Here is a 14,321-nt window from a genome sequence, read left to right as displayed (position 1 = left end):
TAAATAATGTTAATATTGCTTTTTAAGATAAATTAATATTTTTAGGAATATCATTTTAGGAATAGTTTTTGAAAATTAAGGACTAAAAGAATTAAAACTGGTTTCTATTTTCATTTTTTGCTTGTGCAAAAGTCTTCATAGACTCGTAATGATTTGGAAAGTGCGGTGGTTTCAGTGATGGTGGTGCCCAGTAAGATGGCCAGTAGCAGCTGTTCCTGGCTGGCTCCGAATTCCCGGGCTACCTCTAGGTGGGTGCGGAGGCAGTGGGCTGATCCCAGAGCAGCGGCAGCTCCAATGGACACAAATTCCTTGGTAAGGGGGGAAAGGGCTTCATCTACCATCATAACTTCAACTTTGTCGAAAAATGTTTTTAGGGCAGGTGGGTTCTCTGATAAAACCTGGAATATTTTAGGCACGAAACCAAAATAACCATCTATTTTCCCTATTATTTCTTCCACATTTATGTCATGATTTTCATCTTGCACTCTTTGAATGTTCACCGGATCACATCTTTTATACTTTTTAGAAGCTATCTTCAATTAGATGAGAATAGTCTGATGTAAAATAAATAGTTTCACTTTTCTATTGATTTCCTGGTGGGGATTTATAAAAATAATGGGGGTTTCAGAGGAAGGTGATAGGGGTTCAGTAGAACTTGTAGCTAGTACTGAGATTAGGGGGATTCAGTTTTTATAAAAATATATTAAAAAAGGTTTAGAATGGTTATTAGGATGTTAGTGGTTAATGGCATCCTTCACTTTGTCAAAAAACCCCTTCTCTTCATGGTATATCTCATCACCACTGACCTCCGCGAACTCTTCCAGGAGTTCCTTCTGACGGGGGCTGAGTTTACGGGGAGTGACAATCTTAACCTTCACGTACAGATTACCCTTACCATTCCATCTTAAATGGGGCATTCCATGGCCTTTAATTCGGAATGATGTTCCGGTCTGGGTTCCGGCCGGTATTTTAAGCTCCACTTCTCCATCAATGGTGGGAACATCAACTTTATCTCCCATGGTGGCCTGGACAAAGCTTATTGATTTTTCATAGTGGAGGTTGGCTCCTTCCCTCTGGAAGTACTGGTGTGGTTTCACCCTGATGAGAACGTAAAGATCTCCAGGGGGTCCGCCACGTTTACCAACATCTCCTTCACCAGGAACTCGCAGACGGGATCCATCCTCTACTCCTGCAGGTATTTTCACGTGGATGGTGCTCTTTTGTCTTACAATACCTTTACCATGACATTCATGGCAGGGGCTGTCTATTATTTTCCCCTCACCACGGCAGGCACTGCATGGACGTATAGTGGCGAACTGGCCTAATGGGGTGTTTTGCACCTGTCTGACCTGACCACTACCTCCACAGACATCGCAAGTCCTGCTTTCTGTTCCAGGTTCGGCTTTTGATCCATTACAATGGGGACAGGTTTTTTTATGAGGGACTGCAATGTCCTCTTCCAGACCGTGGGCTGCGTCTTCTAGGGTGATCTTCATTTCATATAGCACATCATCGCCCTGCTGTGGTCCGCTACGACGACCTCCTCCAAATCCAAAAAGATCGAATATGCTCTCAAAACCACCTGCTCCCCCACCGCCACGGCTTCCTCCGAATCCGAAGCCACGGAAAATATCTTCGAAGTTAATATTGTTAAATATGTCTTCCTGACTGAATCCTCCCATTCCCGCATGGCCGTACTGGTCGTAGGTATTTTTCTTCTCTTCGTCAGATAGCACTGCGTAAGCTTCACTGATTTCTTTGAATTTTTCACCTGCTTCGGGGTCTTCGCTGACATCAGGGTGATATTCCATGGCCAGTTTACGGTAGGCCTTTTTAATATCTTTCTTAGTGGCTCCTTTCTCCACTCCCAGGACTTCGTAATAATCGCGCTTCTCTGCCATGCTAATCTTCCTTAAATCCTCTGAATCTATATTTTAGATAATATATCTATTTATGATGAATTTTATTAGTGTGAAATTAAAATCAATTCAAATTAAATTTAATCTAAATTTTTTCTAAGTTTAAATCTTAATTCAAATCTACATTTTTTAAGAAATTTCAAGGATATTATTTTTAAGTGTATTTCAATTTTAGTGGAATAAATATAATAAAAGTGTTGGGTAGTAAGGGGGGAGGTGAGAATAAAATCTCATCCCCCTCCATTCATACTTCCCTGTTGATCTATTTTTTTACCTCATAGTCGGCATCGACGGAGTCGTCATCCTTAGGATCCTGACCGGGTTGCCCCTGAGCATCCTGACCTTGCTGTTGTTGTTGAGCCTGTTCTTGCTGGGCTTGCTGGTAAATAGCAGCTCCAACTTCCTGCACAACTTTAGTCAGCTCTTCATTTTTGCTCTTAATGGCATCCAGATCATCTCCACCAATAACTTCACGTAGTTCTTTGATCAGTCCTTCGATCTTGGTTTTCTGGTCGGCCTGGACTTTGTCACCCAGTTCATCCAGGGTTTTCTCGGCGGTGTAGATCATTGAATCGGCGTTGTTCCGGATTTCCACTTCTTCCTGGCGCTTCTTATCCTCTTCAGCGTGCTGTTCAGCTTCCCGGATTTTCTGGTCAATTTCGTCCTCTGATAACTTGTTAGGTGCGGTGATGGTAATGGCCTGTTCTTTACCAGTTCCCATGTCCTTGGCAGATACATTGAGAATACCGTTGGCATCTATATCGAAGGTTACCTCGATCTGTGGCATTCCTCTTGGTGCTGGTGGAATTCCTATCAGCTGGAACCTTCCCAGGGTGGTGTTTCCAGTGGCCACTGATCGTTCACCTTGCAGGACATGTATATCTACTGAAGTTTGGCTGTCTGCAGCGGTGGTGAACACCTGGCTCTTCTTGGTGGGTATGGTGGTGTTTCGTTCAATTAATTTGGTGAACACTCCTCCCAGAGTTTCAATACCCAGGGATAATGGAGTTACATCCAGAAGGACCAAGTCTTTGATTTCTCCAGCGAGTACTCCTCCCTGAATTGCTGCTCCCACAGCCACACATTCCATGGGGTCAATTCCTCGTTCTACTGGTTTACCGATGTAGTCTTCCACGAATTTCTGGACAATGGGCATCCTAGTAGGTCCTCCCACAAGGATGATCTTATCCACATCACTTTTAGACATTTTAGCATCGGATAAGGCCTGTTCCATTGGGCTGGAGCAGCGTTTGATGATGGAATCAACCAGTTCTTCCAGTTTAGCCCGGGTTAGGGTGTGGGTCAAGTGTTTTGGCCCGTCTTGCGTTGCGGTTATGAATGGTAGGTTGATTTCAGTGGTTAGGGTGGTTGATAGTTCGATTTTGGCCTTTTCAGCAGCTTCTCTTAACCTCTGCACGGCCTGGTCATCGTTCATGATGTCCACACCGGTGTCTTTTTTGAACTCCTCTGCCAGGTAATTCATGACTGTGGCATCCATGTCAGTTCCACCTAGTTTGGTGTCCCCACTGGTGGATCTAACTTCAAAGACTCCGCCTCCGAATTCCATGATGGTCACATCCAGTGTACCTCCTCCGAAGTCGAAAACCATGATTTCCAGTTCATCATCACTGGATTTGTCAATACCGTAGGCTAGGCTGGCGGCAGTTGGTTCGTTGACCAGTCGCACCACGTCCAGTCCGGCAATGGTTCCCGCGTCTTTGGTTGCGGTTCTCTGGTTGTCGTCGAAGTAAGCGGGCACGGTGATAACTGCCTTTTTCACTTCCTCCCCTAGGAACGCTTCAGCATCCTTTTTAATCTTTTGCAGGATGAAGGCTGAGATTTCCTGTGGTGTGTACTGTTTACCTGAGATATCTACCTTGTAACTGGTACCCATCTGCCTTTTGATGGCGGTGATGGTTTTTTCCGGGTTGGTTACAGCCTGTCTTCTGGCAGGTTCTCCCACCAGGCGTTGACCATCATCAGTGAAGGCGACGTAGCTGGGGAATGATTTACCGTACTGGGTAGCTCCCTCTGCACTGGGGATGATGGTTGGTTTACCACCCACCAGCACTGCAGCAGCAGAGTTACTGGTTCCCAAGTCAATTCCTATAATTTTTTCTGTTTTAGCCATGCAAATACACCTCTTATTCTAATATTCAATCATTTTTTTTACAAACTTTAACTTTAGAATACTTTATAACCTTAGAATTTAATTTGTAACCTTTACAGAGTTCTTCAATAACTTCTCCATTCTTAAAGTCTTCATGGGCTTCGGCCATGAGTGCTTCATGCTCAAATGGGTCGAATTTTTCCCCTTCAGTAGGGATTATTTCCAGGCCTTCTCCTTCTAGGATGTTTTTGAGGTTCTGGTAGATCATTTCCACTCCTTCATGGAGGTCATGGGATTCACCGGACTTGAGGGCTCTTTCCAGGTCTTCATAGGAGTCTAATATTTTAAGTATGAGTTTTTCATTGGCGTAATGAATTTGATCACTTAACTCCTTTTCGGTTCGTTTTTTAAAGTTATCAAAATCAGCCTGAAGTCTTAATAGCCGTTCATGGTATTGTTCTATCTTTTCATCTTTGCTGGTGATTTCCTCTTCCTTCTCCTTGATTTCATCATCTTTTTTCTGGATCTCTGACTTTAATTCATTCAGTTCATCCTGCATCTTGCCAACATCTTTTTTATCTGTCATTTATTCACCTTTACTCGGGGATGGGAAGATATAGTAGCTTTACCATTATAGTTACTAATGGTTATATAAACCTTTCTCTAAATCATGGTTATACTTACCAAAAGTTATATAAAAGTATAGTAACCAAAGGTTATATAAACCTTTCTGAAAATAGGCATTATAATAACCAATAGTTATAAAAATTTTTTAGTTTCAGAACCGGTGGATAATGGCTGGAACGCATTCATCGAAGATTCATATGTTGATTAAGTAAACTGAGAATTTAAAAAAAGAAACTCTAAAAAATTAATTAAGCCAATTTAAAATTGAGATTGATTTAGATAGATACATAAATCATAAATCAACAACAATCATACAATTATAATAAAAAAAGTGGAAGAAAAATGGATTTAGAATTATTACTGGATGTAATGGGCTGCAAAACCCGCAGGGACATACTTGACTTATTACGGGATGAGCCTCGTTTTGTCAGCCAGATATCTCGGGAACTGGAGATAGGTCAGAAGGCCATCATCGAACACCTGAGGGCCATGGAAGAAGCAGGCCTTTTAAGCTCTAATTTCCAGAAAATAGAACGAGGAAGGCCCAGGAAATATTATGACATTTCCAATGATGTGGAATTCCAGATATTCATGAGCCAGGGTACCATCCGTGTTAAATCACCTGGTCATGAGTTCCAGGAACTGCAAATATTAGAGGAAAAAGCCCGACTAGGGGAAGATGTTTCATCAGAACTGGAAAACCTCATCCAAAACTATGATGAGGCCAAAAAACACGCAAAAATCCTTTTACGTCAGGTGGATGAAAGAAAAAGAGCCATAAAAATACGTTCCTTGAATCTCCCAGTGATGTTTGGGAGGGAAGAATCCTCCAATGAAGAACCATAGGTAAGATCAATTAGTTTTAGACCTTTGATTCGTGTAAATGAAACTTAAATTAAGATTTTTTCTCACATTTTAAAGCGGCCACTGCAGCCTGCCCCAATGAAACAGAACCATCCCCTGCACAACTGTTCTTATGCTGGATGAAACTGTAACCAGCATCCTCCACAAATCTTTTAATGCCCATACTAATAGCTTCATTATAGAAAACTCCCCCTGACCCTCCAATAACGTTAACTCCCTTTTTTTCAGCCGCGATTATTGCTAGCTTGGCCAAACCCTGGGAAACAGCATGCTGGGCAGAGTATGCCAGGTCTCTAAGTGGGACTCCTTCCAGTTGTTTTTCCAGAACCGATATAAGTATACTTGAGGTATCTAGAACATCCCGGCCATCTTTTTTAAAGATTTTAAGGGGAATATTAAGGACATCATCACCACCATGGGCAGCTGACTCCAGTTTCATAGCACATTCTCCTTCGTAAGTCCTTTCTCCACAGATACGAAGGCAGACAGAAAGTGCATCCAGTAACCTTCCCGTACTAGTGGTTTCGGTGAGGTTGAAATTTTTCCCAAGCTGACTGGCCACTATGTTTACCTCTTTTTCTCCGTGGGGGAAATAATCAGAGTAGTATGTTTTTATGAGATCCACAACTTCTTCCTCACCATAATAGGGATAAAGCATGGCCATCATCATCCGGGCCGGGTAGCGGGTGGTTAAATCTCCACCAGGCATTTTTTGAGGCATTAAACTGGCCATCCGCTCATATTCTTCCCCTGCAAAGAATAGTATCTCCCCACCCCAGGCACCACCATCCGCACCGTAACCCACACCATCAGCGGCAATGCAGATATATTCATCCACTCCCCAATCCATGAACAGGGCAGCAGCATGGGCATGGTGATGTTGCACCTTCAAAACTGGACATTGGAATCTTTCACCAAGTTCATGGGCCAGTTTAGTGGTGAAAAACTGAGGATGAAGATCACAGGTCACCAAATCAATAGCTGCAGTCCGGGTAATTCCCATCATATGGTCAACGGCTTCCTGTAGATAGATGAAAGTCTCGTACTTGGTGGTATCTCCAATATGTTGGGATACATAACATTTACCCTCTTTAAGTAAGGAAAAAGTCACATCAATCTCCGGGCCCAGGGCCAGGACATTCAAATTCCTGCTTATATCTGAAAAATCGTATGGTTCCGGAACATAACCCCTGGAACGTCTGATAAATGCTAGATCACCACCCCGGAAACGAACCACACTATCATCGCAGCGGTTAACAATCTCCCGATTGTGCAGGAGGTAATAATCAGCCACACCCTCCAGTTTACCTATTATCTCCGGGTTCTGGGTGAGCATTGGCTCCCCGGGCATGTTAGCGGAGGTCATGATAAAAGCAGGGGTATCAGTGTAGGAGAAAATCAGATGGTGCAGGGCAGAGTAGGGAAGCATAATCCCCAGATTATGCAAGTACGGTGCAACATGGGGGGATAAGTAATAATCTCTGTTCTTCTTAAGGACAACAATGGGTCGGTTTCGTGATATTAACGTTTCTTCTTCGTAATCGGCCACTTCAGCAAAGCTACGTATGGTGGGAACATCAGGAGACATGCAGGCAAATGGCTGGTTCATCCTACCCAGCCTCTCACGCAGATTAATCACCGGGAGATCATCAATGGTACTGGCCACTAGATGAGTGCCCCCAATACCCTTCATTGCCAGCACATTACCCTCATCCAGAAGCTGTGCTGCTTCTTTAATAGGATTATCAGATTCAACCCGCCCTTCGCGGTAAAGGAAAACTTCCGGCCCACACACCGGACAACAGGTGGCCTCAGCATGGTAGCGCCGATCTTCAGGGTTCTGATATTCCTCTAAACAATCCGGGCATAATGGGAATTCTTCCATGGAAGTCCGCTGTCGATCATAGGGGATGGAATTTATAACTGTGAATCGAGGTCCGCAATCAGTACAAGCTGTGAATGGGTACTGATAACGCCGGTCACCAGTTTTAATAACTTCATCCATGCACCGGTCACAGGTGGCCACGTCAGGAGGGATCACCGATGATCCGGAGAAATGGGAGGAGCTTTCCAGTATCTGGAAATCAGTAAATTCATTTTTATCATCTTCCAACCACTCTAATTCCAAGCTGTCAATTTTGGATATCGGTGGTTTTTTAACCTTTAAATCATTGGTGAAGATTTTGATATCTCTTTCTTTACCTTCAACTATTATTTCAACTACATTACCAAGATTTCGCACGTATCCATTGATTTCCAGGCTTTTCGCTAGTCTGTAAACATTGGGTCTAAATCCAACTCCCTGTACAATTCCCTGAACAAGTATACGTGCTGTTTTCAATTAATACGCCTCATTTTTTCAATAATTAATCCAATAAATCTGGCAGGAATGACTAATTTTAAAGGAATTCGGATTGATCTAAAACATTTAAACATATGCTATCTTAAAACTTTCACTTTATGGAATTCTTATTAATACTTCCGACTTATATATAAATTGATGAGGCAGAGGATAGTATGAAGAAAGTACTCCAGGAATTAATAGATGGTAAATTATCAGTGGATGAAGCTGAAAAAATGCTTAAAACCATGCAAATTGTAGAATTGGAGGATTTTGCAAAGTTAGATACTGCACGTGATGTTCGCACTGGATTTCCAGAGGCTATCTATGCTGAAGGCAAGGCTGATCCTGAGCTTCTTAAGATAATCAACAACTGTGCAAAACGGGGACGGGTGATGGTGACTCGTTTGGAAGAGAAACGATACCTAAAACTTAAAGACCAACTCCTTCTTAATGATGAAAGTTTGATGGTGGAATACAATCCTAAAGCCCGGATTTTGCTCATTAAAGATGGGGAAATAGAAAAAAAAGGCAAGATGGGAATAATCACCGCCGGCACATCTGATGTTCCGGTGGCCGAAGAAGCTCGTATGGTGGCTGAAGAGGCTGGATGTGAAGTACTGACCTCCTACGATGTGGGGGTGGCTGGGATTCATAGGTTGTTCTCCCAGATACGGCGAATGTTAGAATCTGATGTGAAGGCCATCATCGTGGTGGCGGGTATGGAAGGAGCACTACCCTCAGTGGTGGCGGGATTGGTGGATGTTCCAGTGATTGGAGTACCCACTTCAGTAGGGTATGGTGTGGGGGCCGGTGGTTTCGCAGCACTTAATTCCATGCTACAATCATGTGCCCCCGGAATAGCAGTGGTAAATATTGACAATGGGTTTGGAGCAGCAGTATTCGCGGCTACAGTGGTAAAACAGACAATAAATGATTAAATTTTTTTTAATGGATATATTAGTTTGATCGATGTGTAAAATTAGGTCCCTTATTGAAATAATTAACGAATGAAAATATAATTGATGAGGGTAATGGTTATGACGATCGTAGCATACCATTTCTCATTTTCAAGGTTCAAATAGTTTTTATCCAGTAACCATTGCAGTAAGCTGGCTAAAATTACCATTAAAATTAATGCAAATCCAATTCCGAATAAAATATCAGATAGGTAATGCACTCCAGCGATAACTCTGCTGAAAGCCAGTGTTAGGGCATAAATCAGAAGAATCAACGCTAAAACTATCTTTTTCCAGTTTCTTTTAAATGTTGCATCATTGGTCAAGAAACAGATTATAAGGGGTAAGGTTATTGCAAATGACTGGAAAGCATGTCCCGAAGGGAAGGAAAACCCACTAACATAGTATAAACTGTTAAGATCCAGATGGGCTACCTGGGGTCGTGGAAGAGCAATTAAATCCTTTAACATAGGATCCACAATGGGATTTCCAATTGCAGAGGTCATAATAGCCAACATAAATACCAAACGATATGGCTTTAATTTTTGAATTTTAAATGAAGCTATATAAATGATTATGAGTGGAAATCCAACTACATAAAGCATATATTTGGTGTAATAATACCAGAAATCTGCGTAGATGTAATTAGCCCGCAGGGAATTGAAACTGCCCACCAGCCAGTAGTCAAAACCAGGAGTAAAATGGGCAATGAGTGCACCAACCCATAAAATAGTGGTACAAAAAATTAACATCAATTTTTTTTGGTTTTTAAAGTCAAACAATTTGAGTTCTAACTTTTCAGGGCTGTTAATAGCCATTTACTATTCACTCTCACTAAAATCAGGTTACAAATTAGTTATGAATATCCAGTCCTAAGGAATGGGTGTGATTTGGAATCAGTGTAGGGATATGGGTTATGATTAGTGGAATTATTCTTCCCAGTTTTCCTCACTTGCACCATATTTTTTACCCCACTCGCACAGGGAATCCAGAATAGGGATAACAGACTCTCCTTTAGAGGTCAGTGAATATTCAACCTTGGGGGGTACTTCTGGATAGACCTTTCTACTGATAATCCTGTCTTTTTCCAACTCACGCAGGGTTTTTGTCAACATTCGCTGACTTATATCTGGTAATTTATGATTAATTTCACTAAACCTCAGTGTACCGTCTTTTAAGGAGCATAACACTAATGATTTCCATTTTCCACCTATTTCATTAATGGCGGCTTCTACTGAACATATGTATTCGTGATTTTTTCCCTGGGGGGACATTGGGATCACCAGAACTATAACATTTTTTTTTAATTTGATTTTTTTTATAGCGTTTGTATCTATTATATGGAAGATACTATTAATGGTATAAGCAAAGTTACTATGTATAATTTATGTAAGTATGTATGGTCCGTGTCAGTACGTACTTTAAATACTATTAGTTACTATTATGTATTGTCGAACATATTTATCGAGGTGAAAAAATGATGGTGAAATTCGATTTACAACATTTCTGTTGCGGTCCTAAAGGCTGTGAAATAGAAATCACTTACGGCGAAATGATGGATGCAGAAGAATAATCAGAAGTTATAAAATACTTTTCATTTTTTTTCTTTTTTATAAATTCTTTTTTCATTGATTTTTTGAATAAATTAGCATTAAATTATCCCATATTTACACTAATCTTCTATTAACTACTCATATTTTCATTAAACATTTACACTTAGCTATTTTCCTTTATTTCGCCCATGGGGGCATATGTAGACACACAATCCACAAACTGCCCATTCTTCACCTTCGCCCAAGTATTTTTCACACTTTGCAGCATGGTAACGAACTTCCCGAGGGTCATCAGGATGAAAAGGGGTGTTGGTGAACGCAGAAACCGGACAGATATCCACACATTCTGTGCAATCCCCGCAGTGTTCATTCATCGGGCTTCCAGTGACTGTGAGGGGGGCATCAGTGAGTATGGTTATCCAACGTACACGTGGCCCTACTTTAGGAGTGATCAAGAGGCAGCTTTTCCCAATCCAACCGTGTCCAGCCAGGTGGGCAGCCAGTTTATGAGAAAGAACCGCGCAGATCCGTTCATCATCATATCGTTCCGATGCAGGTATGGGTAAAGCACAGTACCCTTCATCCTGGATAAGGCTGCTTAAACGTGATGCTAATAGATCAAGACGTCGGTTGATAATATCATAACCCTGATGGCGGTAATTAACCGCCACTGCCCGTTCCTGGCGATTGGGGAGCTGGTCCACAATACTGTCCAAGATCCTAATCCCCAGTGAAATGGCCCGGGGGTAAGAGGCAACCTCCTCCCCGCCCTGATCCTGGATGAAATCCCTTGCCAGCGCAAGATCCGCCACACCATAAAAATCAGCTCCTTCTTCAAGGGCTACTTTTCTAAGTTTTTGGTTTAAATCCATACCATCACCTTGATCATTTGTTCCCTACAAATAAGCATTCATGATCTAATCCGTTTCCCATAGAGAACAACGAAATTGTAGTATTTATAATAAACATCCACATCAACAAAACCAATTTCTTTGAGCCATTTTAAATTATCTGCCAGTGATGCTGGTTTATCCAGCTTCATCCTGTCAAGTATGGTATTTTTTTCGGATTCAGATAAAGAACCCATTTCTATTTTTTCCAGCCAGTTTCGATAGTATTCCTTCTCATTGGCAGGAGAAGGTCCCATAACCTGGTCGGCGTTGATGAATACACCCCCTGAATTCAGGTGCTGGTAGACTTTGTCATACAGAAACCTCTTGTCATGGTTTTCCAAGTGGTGAATGGACAGGGATGAAACCACAATGTCAAACTCCCCTTCCAATTCGTGTTCTAAGTAGTCCGCAACCACGTAATGGAAATAGGGAAGATTTTCGAATCGGGTCCTGGCAATGTTCAACATCTCTTCTGACAAATCAAGGAGGATGAAATCTCCCTCAGGGTACCTTTTATGGAGGTAAGATGTTAAAAGTCCAGTTCCAGCACCAAGATCAAGTACTCTGGGTTTTGCAGTGTCAAAATTGGCCAGGTCAGATGTGACTTGGTAAAGATCTTCCAGGCAGGGAATCACATGTTTTCGTTGTCGGTCGTATTCTTCGGCGCCCTGACTGAACTTTTCTTTCAGTAAATGATGATGATTTTTTCTTTCCAATTACTATCCCCCATTTCATGTTATATTTAGTTACCACTTCAAATGATCCAACGGCTTTTCTAGATTTATAGATCTCCTACGAAATCCATAACGTTCATAAAAAGAAATAGCTTCCTGGTTACTTGTTGCCACTACCACTTTCCTGGAATTTACACCTTTTTTATCCATCCATCCCAGGGAGCGTTTCATTAACTCATTACCAATCCCCTGCAAACGATATTCACCTTCCACATAGATTGAATCAATTTCCCCTACATTTTCCGAAGATATGGTTGTAACCGCGTACCCAACAAGAATTCCAGAATCTTCATCTTCAGCCAGACAGATAAGCATGTCCCCATCCCGGGCTTTGTTTAGAAGTACCTTGTTGCGCTCCTGGAAAGTGAAATTTGCGTAGTGATCTTTGAAATCGGATTTCTGCCTTCGGTGATGTTCATTCAGTTTTTCCCACAGTGGCTGGATTAAATCTAGATTCAATTGATTGGTTTCAATAAATTTTACAATGCTCATAATATTAAATCCCGATGAAATTAGTTAATGGCAATCTGTTTTCAAATTCTTATTCATTTAATGTTTACCCTAAATATTAAAGCACACTCTTTGGCATAGATGACACTTCTTTAAAGAGTGGTTTGGTAATGGTGGCATTATTTTTTCTAGATGATTTTTCACAATATTTGTATTCATTTAAAAATCTGTTTATGTATTTAATTTTCTTCGTTTTCTTGGATAACTGGTAGTTGCACATATAAACACTTTAATAGATATGATTGGATATATAAGAGTCAGGTGCTTAAAATGGATGTTAATGTTGTGAATTTCAAGGATAAATTCTCTAAAATAGATGAATTACATTCTTACAAGGTTATTGCTCAAATGAATGATTATCATTTTAAGATTGTGAAGGCTAAAAGAGATTTTATCTGGCACAGCCATCCGGAGACTGATGAAGTTTTCATGGTTATCCATGGAAACTTACAAATTGACTTGAAAGAAAAAACATTGTATTTGGAGGAAGGAGAAATGGTGGTGATTCCCAGGGGAGTTGAACACAAACCGTTATGTGAAGAAGAATGCCATGTGATGCTGATAGAGCCCACCGGAACGGTTAATACTGGGAATGCAGGTGGAGACCTTACTGATGACAGGGTTGAATGGATATAATTAATATCCCTACTACCTCTATTTTTATTTAGAATAAATAGCCCTAGCTATTTTTGCACTATCTTTCTTCACTCATTAACTATTTAATTTATTCCAGAGAGCAGGATAAGAGAGAATATTTCTGCCCATGTGATCCTAGACACTGCACTAAATCCTGGTCAGGTTACCTGTCAGGTTATTTATTCTCCAACTTGAAACCATACCTTTTAAGTATTCTGCAAATGGCCAGGCAAATCCAGTATTTAAGATCCTTATCACTTCCCCTCACAATCTTCAAATCAAAAAGGCCTTCATCATTTTGTTTGTGAATTAAAAAGTCCAAACCTTCTTTTATATACGGATTTTCTCTACTTAATCCAATAATTGATAAGGAATCCATGGCACTGATGATGTCGGTGAACCAGAATGGGTATGAAACCCTTTCCCAGTATTCCTTGCCCCTCCGATCCGGATATTTATCTGCCTGGAACAGTCTGATGGCCAGAATTTTGGCTGTTTTTCTTGTTACTTCAGATTTAAGATATTCCGGATGGGCTGCTAAAGCTCGAAGAACCATTCCTGTCACCAGATGTGAAAATGGACGTGATCGGTCCGGTAACTCTGGTGCACTGGCCAGTAACGCTTCTTTTATATTCATGCCTGAAGTTCGGAAGGGGATAACCCAGCCCCCATCATCCTGACTCATGGAAAACAACCACTGAAAACCATTTTTCACTCGATGATCATTGCCGTAGCCTGCTTTAATCAAAAGTTCCATTATGGCTGGGGAGTAAGTGGTGGTGTATTGGTTCCCGTAAATACCTCTAAAATCACCTTCCAGTGTTTGACAGCTGAAAAAAAATTCCGCTGCTTTGCGAATTTGGGGATGATTTTTGTTTAATCCATATTTGCAGATAAGTTCTCCAAAAACCCGGTAAGTTTCCACTTGATTGTAATCCTCCCTGGAACGCAGATCTCCACTGATTTTTCCAGGATACTTCCAAAAACCATCATCCATCTGTTTCCTAAGAATCCTCAATGCTGCTGGAAGCTCCCATAAATCCTCTTCCCTCCCTGTATTTTCATCCAAAAGATCACGGCGAGTGTAATATTCAATTGCAGGGTTGCCAGAGGATAGTAAAGATGGGATGGGGCTTGTTTTTAATTTTTTTCTACTGAAAGTCATAGTAAACGCC

At 41.3% G+C, this 14,321-nt stretch carries 15 protein-coding genes (1 of these 15 only partly in view); 4 read left to right on the top strand and 11 right to left on the bottom strand.

Features of this window, described 5'->3' with window-relative positions:
* On the top strand, nucleotides 1-7 hold the 3' end of the coding sequence (locus BK009_RS08720; RefSeq protein WP_100907142.1) for a DedA family protein. The gene continues 626 nt to the left of window position 1, outside the view; the window shows 7 of its 633 coding nt (coding positions 627-633); its start codon lies beyond the left edge, outside the window; the stop codon is at nucleotides 5-7.
* A gap of 103 nt (nucleotides 8-110) precedes the next feature.
* Here BK009_RS08720 and BK009_RS08715 read toward each other — a convergent pair whose 3' ends face one another.
* The 4 genes from BK009_RS08715 to grpE form a co-directional block, all read right to left on the bottom strand.
* A complete protein-coding gene (locus BK009_RS08715; protein WP_100909399.1) occupies nucleotides 111-485 on the bottom strand; it encodes a carboxymuconolactone decarboxylase family protein in 375 nt (124 codons plus the stop codon).
* A gap of 249 nt (nucleotides 486-734) precedes the next feature.
* The gene (gene dnaJ, locus BK009_RS08710) at nucleotides 735-1,901 is read right to left on the bottom strand and encodes a molecular chaperone DnaJ (protein ID WP_100909398.1); all 1,167 of its coding nucleotides are present in this window, start codon (nucleotides 1,899-1,901) and stop codon (nucleotides 735-737) included.
* Nucleotides 1,902-2,181: 280 nt separating this feature from the next.
* Entirely contained in the window at nucleotides 2,182-4,050 is a 1,869-nt protein-coding gene (gene dnaK, locus BK009_RS08705) for a molecular chaperone DnaK (RefSeq protein ID WP_100905399.1), read from the bottom strand.
* 25 nt (nucleotides 4,051-4,075) lie between these two features.
* Nucleotides 4,076-4,615: a nucleotide exchange factor GrpE gene (gene grpE / locus BK009_RS08700; RefSeq protein ID WP_100905400.1), complete on the bottom strand. Its 540-nt coding sequence runs from the start codon at nucleotides 4,613-4,615 to the stop codon at nucleotides 4,076-4,078.
* A gap of 383 nt (nucleotides 4,616-4,998) precedes the next feature.
* Between grpE and BK009_RS08695 the strand changes: the two genes are divergently transcribed.
* Nucleotides 4,999-5,502 (top strand): ArsR/SmtB family transcription factor, encoded by a 504-nt coding sequence (locus BK009_RS08695; protein WP_100905401.1) that lies wholly within the window; start codon nucleotides 4,999-5,001, stop codon nucleotides 5,500-5,502.
* 49 nt (nucleotides 5,503-5,551) lie between these two features.
* Here BK009_RS08695 and hypF read toward each other — a convergent pair whose 3' ends face one another.
* On the bottom strand, nucleotides 5,552-7,861 hold the full coding sequence (hypF, locus tag BK009_RS08690) for a carbamoyltransferase HypF (RefSeq protein ID WP_100909397.1): 2,310 nt from the start codon (nucleotides 7,859-7,861) through the stop codon (nucleotides 5,552-5,554).
* Nucleotides 7,862-8,037: 176 nt separating this feature from the next.
* On the opposite strand from hypF, the gene larB reads away from it, so the two are divergent.
* A complete protein-coding gene (larB, locus tag BK009_RS08685) occupies nucleotides 8,038-8,802 on the top strand; it encodes a nickel pincer cofactor biosynthesis protein LarB (protein ID WP_100905402.1) in 765 nt (254 codons plus the stop codon).
* A gap of 62 nt (nucleotides 8,803-8,864) precedes the next feature.
* Here larB and BK009_RS08680 read toward each other — a convergent pair whose 3' ends face one another.
* The 5 genes from BK009_RS08680 to BK009_RS08660 all read right to left on the bottom strand — a co-directional run bounded on the left by BK009_RS08680 (nucleotide 8,865) and on the right by BK009_RS08660 (nucleotide 12,492).
* Nucleotides 8,865-9,638 (bottom strand): phosphatase PAP2 family protein, encoded by a 774-nt coding sequence (locus tag BK009_RS08680; RefSeq protein ID WP_100909396.1) that lies wholly within the window; start codon nucleotides 9,636-9,638, stop codon nucleotides 8,865-8,867.
* Between the two features lie 111 nt (nucleotides 9,639-9,749).
* Entirely contained in the window at nucleotides 9,750-10,094 is a 345-nt protein-coding gene (locus BK009_RS08675; RefSeq protein WP_100907133.1) for a winged helix-turn-helix transcriptional regulator, read from the bottom strand.
* A 446-nt stretch (nucleotides 10,095-10,540) separates the two neighbouring features.
* Nucleotides 10,541-11,245, bottom strand: coding sequence for a 4Fe-4S double cluster binding domain-containing protein (locus tag BK009_RS08670; protein ID WP_100909395.1), 705 nt, complete (start codon nucleotides 11,243-11,245; stop codon nucleotides 10,541-10,543).
* 38 nt (nucleotides 11,246-11,283) lie between these two features.
* Entirely contained in the window at nucleotides 11,284-11,982 is a 699-nt protein-coding gene (locus tag BK009_RS08665; RefSeq protein WP_100905405.1) for a class I SAM-dependent methyltransferase, read from the bottom strand.
* A gap of 30 nt (nucleotides 11,983-12,012) precedes the next feature.
* On the bottom strand, nucleotides 12,013-12,492 hold the full coding sequence (locus BK009_RS08660; protein WP_100909394.1) for a GNAT family N-acetyltransferase: 480 nt from the start codon (nucleotides 12,490-12,492) through the stop codon (nucleotides 12,013-12,015).
* A gap of 288 nt (nucleotides 12,493-12,780) precedes the next feature.
* Here BK009_RS08660 and BK009_RS08655 point away from each other — a divergent pair, with 288 nt between their 5' ends.
* On the top strand, nucleotides 12,781-13,146 hold the full coding sequence (locus BK009_RS08655) for a cupin domain-containing protein (protein ID WP_100907129.1): 366 nt from the start codon (nucleotides 12,781-12,783) through the stop codon (nucleotides 13,144-13,146).
* Between the two features lie 175 nt (nucleotides 13,147-13,321).
* Here BK009_RS08655 and BK009_RS08650 read toward each other — a convergent pair whose 3' ends face one another.
* Nucleotides 13,322-14,311 carry a hypothetical protein gene (locus tag BK009_RS08650; protein ID WP_100909393.1) on the bottom strand — a complete coding sequence of 330 codons (990 nt, stop codon included), beginning with the start codon at nucleotides 14,309-14,311 and terminating at the stop codon, nucleotides 13,322-13,324.
* Between the last annotated feature and the right edge of the window lie 10 nt (nucleotides 14,312-14,321).

Source organism: Methanobacterium subterraneum (assembly GCF_002813695.1).
GTDB classification, from domain to species: domain Archaea; phylum Methanobacteriota; class Methanobacteria; order Methanobacteriales; family Methanobacteriaceae; genus Methanobacterium; species Methanobacterium subterraneum.
This window is presented reverse-complemented; position numbering and strand designations above follow the sequence as displayed.

Excerpts from the sequence above, each read along its gene's own strand:
- dnaJ (WP_100909398.1), bottom strand. The coding sequence starts at position 1,901 with ATGGCAGAGAAGCGCGATTATTACGAAGTCCTGGGAGTGGAGAAAGGA.
- dnaK (WP_100905399.1), bottom strand. The coding sequence starts at position 4,050 with ATGGCTAAAACAGAAAAAATTATAGGAATTGACTTGGGAACCAGTAAC.
- grpE (WP_100905400.1), bottom strand. The coding sequence starts at position 4,615 with ATGACAGATAAAAAAGATGTTGGCAAGATGCAGGATGAACTGAATGAA.
- BK009_RS08695 (WP_100905401.1), top strand. The coding sequence starts at position 4,999 with ATGGATTTAGAATTATTACTGGATGTAATGGGCTGCAAAACCCGCAGG.
- larB (WP_100905402.1), top strand. The coding sequence starts at position 8,038 with ATGAAGAAAGTACTCCAGGAATTAATAGATGGTAAATTATCAGTGGAT.
- BK009_RS08680 (WP_100909396.1), bottom strand. The coding sequence starts at position 9,638 with ATGGCTATTAACAGCCCTGAAAAGTTAGAACTCAAATTGTTTGACTTT.
- BK009_RS08675 (WP_100907133.1), bottom strand. The coding sequence starts at position 10,094 with ATGTCCCCCCAGGGAAAAAATCACGAATACATATGTTCAGTAGAAGCC.
- BK009_RS08670 (WP_100909395.1), bottom strand. The coding sequence starts at position 11,245 with ATGGATTTAAACCAAAAACTTAGAAAAGTAGCCCTTGAAGAAGGAGCT.
- BK009_RS08660 (WP_100909394.1), bottom strand. The coding sequence starts at position 12,492 with ATGAGCATTGTAAAATTTATTGAAACCAATCAATTGAATCTAGATTTA.
- BK009_RS08655 (WP_100907129.1), top strand. The coding sequence starts at position 12,781 with ATGGATGTTAATGTTGTGAATTTCAAGGATAAATTCTCTAAAATAGAT.
- BK009_RS08650 (WP_100909393.1), bottom strand. The coding sequence starts at position 14,311 with ATGACTTTCAGTAGAAAAAAATTAAAAACAAGCCCCATCCCATCTTTA.